At 51.7% G+C, this 4,054-nt stretch carries 5 protein-coding genes and 2 pseudogenes; 6 read left to right on the top strand and 1 reads right to left on the bottom strand.

Annotated elements, in window-relative coordinates:
- From ENI00_RS15175 to ENI00_RS18800, 6 genes and pseudogenes are all read left to right on the top strand, one after another.
- A pseudogene (locus ENI00_RS15175) lies at window positions 1–331 on the top strand (cation transporter); the annotation flags it as partial.
- A gap of 43 nt (window positions 332–374) precedes the next feature.
- Window positions 375–543 (top strand): annotated as a pseudogene (locus ENI00_RS18805) (integrase core domain-containing protein); the annotation flags it as partial.
- Window positions 544–730: 187 nt separating this feature from the next.
- Window positions 731–1,321 (top strand): L,D-transpeptidase, encoded by a 591-nt coding sequence (locus ENI00_RS15170; RefSeq protein WP_114865786.1) that lies wholly within the window; start codon window positions 731–733, stop codon window positions 1,319–1,321.
- A gap of 83 nt (window positions 1,322–1,404) precedes the next feature.
- On the top strand, window positions 1,405–1,986 hold the full coding sequence (locus ENI00_RS15165) for a L,D-transpeptidase (protein WP_009827352.1): 582 nt from the start codon (window positions 1,405–1,407) through the stop codon (window positions 1,984–1,986).
- 216 nt (window positions 1,987–2,202) lie between these two features.
- Window positions 2,203–3,552, top strand: coding sequence for an efflux transporter outer membrane subunit (locus ENI00_RS15160; RefSeq protein WP_093734338.1), 1,350 nt, complete (start codon window positions 2,203–2,205; stop codon window positions 3,550–3,552).
- Entirely contained in the window at window positions 3,534–3,764 is a 231-nt protein-coding gene (locus tag ENI00_RS18800; protein WP_414674266.1) for a transposase, read from the top strand. The genes ENI00_RS15160 and ENI00_RS18800 overlap by 19 nt, the downstream gene beginning before the upstream one ends.
- Window positions 3,765–3,875: 111 nt before the next feature.
- Here the strand turns inward: ENI00_RS18800 and ENI00_RS18795 are convergent.
- Window positions 3,876–4,054, bottom strand: a 179-nt coding sequence (locus ENI00_RS18795; RefSeq protein ID WP_414674267.1) for an efflux RND transporter permease subunit, incomplete at its 5' end; no start/stop codon positions are given.

The following is a 4,054-nucleotide window of genomic DNA, read 5'->3' as shown; positions in this document are numbered from 1 at the left end:
TTGGCTCGCTTTCACCGAGATCGGCGGGCCTATCCGGACACTCATGCTGGGCAGTCCGCCTGACATGGACACCGACGCCGTGATCACCGCCATCGAAGACATCGACGGCGTTGAAGAACTGCATCACGCGCATTTCTGGCAAATGCAGGAACACCAAGCGGCGCTCGATACGCATGTGGTGATCGAGGATGCACGCTGGGACGACCTTGAACGCATAAAAGAGGATATCAAAACCCGCTTGGAAGAGGCGTTCGACATATCGCACTCAACGCTGGAATTCGAGCGAGCACGCGACAAGCACGAGGAGACCATGCGTTATGGGCATGGATGATTTCACACCGCTAGCAGCCATACTGTAAGCTTTGCTTTGACCCGTTGAACGATACAAACGCACAGTCTGCCACGGATGGGTCGACTAATACATCAAAACGGCATTGAAGAGGCCCAGCATTCGCCACACAGTGGCTCCGGATGTACAACAACGACCGTTCGAACATGAGCATCGGTGGCATCACTCCCGCAATGAAACTGAAAATGGCCGCGCAGATTCTACATCCTTGTTCCGTTAAAAACAGGAGGATTACCTTCCAGCCACGCGGCAAAGCGCTGAAGTTCTTGATAGGCTGCCAAAGGGCATTCCACATCACGTTATTGTGATTTTATTGAGATTGAAGCTCTAGCAGGTGGAGGTCTTAAAATAGTTAAAACAGGCAAGATCAGAGGCTTCATCATGATACTGACCAAAGACACATCTATTTCACGTCGCAGTGCGCTTCTTGGGGCGACAGCAAGTGGACTATTTCTCGGAACCGGTACGGCAATCGCGCAAACGACCGAGCCATTTTCGTCACCGTCAGTCCGCCGAAACATTTCATCCTTCAGTACCTCCAATTGGAGGGAGCATTTTGACAACTTAGAGCACGGAGCAATCCTTTGCGATATCGACTCCCGTGCAGTTCAATATTGGTCAGAAGATGAAAGCGTCTACAAACTTTACCCTTCCAGTGTTCCGTTAACAGAAGAACTGACCAAACGTGGGAACACACACGTCATTCGTAAAGTTGAGGGGCCAAGCTGGCGCCCCACCCCTTCAATGAAGATACGCAACCCCGAATGGCCAGACTATTTTCCACCTGGTCCCGATAACCCATTGGGCACCCATGCGCTGTATCTGTCATGGCAATATTACCGTGTTCATGGCACGGGCGACACGCGCAAGATCGGAAGGCAATCTTCAAATGGGTGCATAGGTCTCTACAACGAGCATATCAAAGAATTGTTCGCTTTGGCCGAAGTCGGAACACAAGTGAAGTTGTTTTGATTCATGCACTTTATCTGACTTATGAAGGTACGCCCTCGTGTACCAAGTTCCACTTATCATCAGTCTTTGAAAGCCACCGGCCTATGAAACGAAGAAAATTCCTCCTTTCCGCTGGGGCTGTTGGCACTTTAGCCTGCCAACCAGTGTCAGCTCACATAGTGCTTCCTAAGTATGATTTACCACCAGAATTTTTGCCTCAAGTAGTGACCATACCAGCGGGCGCTGCTCCCTACGAAATACATGTAGTTCCAGGCCAGTTTGCACTTTTCTGGACCCAGCCCAATAATACTGCAATTCGATATACTGTCGGGATCGGTCGCCCAGGTCTTTACGAGGCAGGAGAATTCTACGTAGGGGCGAAAAAAGAATGGCCAAGTTGGACCCCGACTCCTGGCATGTTGCGTCGTGAGCCTCAGAAATATGGCCCACTTCGCAATGGAATGCCTGGCGGTTTGAGCAACCCTCTGGGAGCGCGGGCCCTGTATCTCTTTCAACCGGGTCGCGGTGACACCTTTTTGCGTGTTCATGGCACAAATGATCCAACCACTATCGGGCGCGCCGTATCCAACGGGTGTGCCAGGCTTGTTAACAATCAGATTATTCAACTTTTCAATCAAGTGCCTTTAGACACCCGCGTTGTGCTCTATCCAAATGGCGCGACATGACGACTGGTGCAGGTCCTAAAGTGTGTCTAATAAAAAAAATTTAGTGGCTCAAACACGGCGCAATCTTGGAGTTTTCTAGAACTCGACGGCTCTGAGCACCTCTAGACAAGCTTTTACTTTTCAATTACTTATCTGCTCATAATAGCGTGCTGGGTGAAACATCTCCATCACATCCCCAGCAAATCCAAAAGCTGATCCAATATACAGGAATGACAAATGAACCGTCCCTATCTGCTTTTTATCCTAGCATCCACGGCATTGGTTTCATGTACCGCTGTTGGCCCTGACTATACGCCACCTAAGACACCTTTAGAAACGTCGTTCATTGGCGGTGGCGGGGCTCTTGAAGAGGTCGCGCGCGATGAATGGTGGAAACGGCTAAATGACCGGCAAATGAACCGGCTAGTAGACCGCGGCCTTACACAAAACATCGATATTGCAACGGCTTTACAACGTATCAAAGCCGCAAATACAGACCTGAGGCAGACAGGTACCGCTGGCCAATTCTCAGGTGGACTGGATGCACAGGCGCAAAGAAACAATGGTAACCCAATATCAGGTGATCCCTCTGAAAGTGCGACGTTCGGGGCGAATTACATCCTCGATATTTTTGGTGGTGTTCGCCGTGACGCGCAGCGCGCGGCAGCGGGTGTAGAAGCAGCCAAGTTTGATGCTGGCACTGTCCGGCTTGCTCTGGTTTCCGGTGTTGTTTCCAACTATATTGACGCGCGGTATTTTCAGGAGGCATTGGCTTTAACACGACAGAATATCGCGAGCCTCCGCCGGACCCAGTCCTTGATCAGAGCTCAAGTTGAGCAAGGCGCATTGACAGAATTAGATCTTGCCCGATCAGCAGGTCAGCTGGACACAGCAATTGCCGACCTCCCTCCGCTTGAAGCCGCATTCGAAGCCCGGGTTTTTGCAATCGCGACATTGTTGGCCGAACCAGCTCAGCCGCTGCTTAAACAGATGATTGCAGGCGCACCACAACCTTATCCTCGCAGCAAGGGGTCAACAGGCGTCCCCGCTAATCTGCTCCGCAATCGTCCAGATGTATTGGCCGCTGAACGCCGTCTAGCTGCCGCAGTTGCCGGAGTAGGTGTCGCAGAAGCAAAGTTGTACCCATCGGTCACTTTATCTGGCTCGGTGACAGCGGCAAACCCGTCAGAATGGTCCTTTGGTCCAGCACTTTCATTGCCCATCCTCAACCAAGGTCCGCTACGCGCTAGGCGAGATGCGGCTATTATTTCAGCCACGACCGCCGAACTGGAATGGCGTGCACAGGTGTTGGCCGCGGTGGAAGATGTGCAAAAAACTCAAAGTGAATTTACACGAAAACAAAGAGAGGTGGCCGCATTGCGCGCTGCTCAACGATCAAGGGATCGTACTCTTCAGTTGAGCCGCAAAGTTTTTGAACTGGGAGAACTGAACTTACCAGACCTGTTGGACGCCGAACGATTTGCAAACGCAGCACGCATATCCCTCGCAGCAGCAGTAAGAGATTTGGCCCAATCGTGGTCAGCACTTATGGTTGCGACTGGTCGTGGATGGGGCGACGTAAGCTAAAATTGGCGTTCTCTACCTTGATGCAGCAGATCAAGGCGCGCTCATCGCGGCACGTGCAGATTGAGTTTCCCGAATTGCGCAAACGATACTGGGGAACGCTATTTTGGGCACGTGGATTCTTTTCGACCACGTCAGGGAATGTCACCGACGATGTCATCCTCCAGTATCTGGAATTATATTCCAAACGCGAAACTATCTGCATCAGCCTATAGTACTCATCTTTTGACCGGAGATGCGTTGTATTGACCCAAAGTACGGCCGCAAGGGTGCACGCACCGCCAAACAGCCGTGCACCTTTGCCTGCGCATCAGAACATATATGCCCTAAGCCTTCTTTACAGATTTTGCCTTCGTACCATGCTCGTGGACCGTTTCGACAAGTGAATGATGCCCACCTTGTCTGGGCGCAAACCAGCGGTGCAGGGCGGGCATGACCAGTAGGGTCAGCACGGTTGACGAAACAAGCCCCCCGGTTACCACAGTGGCAAGCGGGCGTTGGACCT

The organism is Marinobacter antarcticus (genome assembly GCF_011049865.1).
Lineage (GTDB): Bacteria > Pseudomonadota > Gammaproteobacteria > Pseudomonadales > Oleiphilaceae > Marinobacter > Marinobacter antarcticus_A.
This window is presented reverse-complemented; position numbering and strand designations above follow the sequence as displayed.

Excerpts from the sequence above, each read along its gene's own strand:
- ENI00_RS18800 (WP_414674266.1), top strand. The coding sequence starts at position 3,534 with ATGGGGCGACGTAAGCTAAAATTGGCGTTCTCTACCTTGATGCAGCAG.
- ENI00_RS15170 (WP_114865786.1), top strand. The coding sequence starts at position 731 with ATGATACTGACCAAAGACACATCTATTTCACGTCGCAGTGCGCTTCTT.
- ENI00_RS15165 (WP_009827352.1), top strand. The coding sequence starts at position 1,405 with ATGAAACGAAGAAAATTCCTCCTTTCCGCTGGGGCTGTTGGCACTTTA.
- ENI00_RS15160 (WP_093734338.1), top strand. The coding sequence starts at position 2,203 with ATGAACCGTCCCTATCTGCTTTTTATCCTAGCATCCACGGCATTGGTT.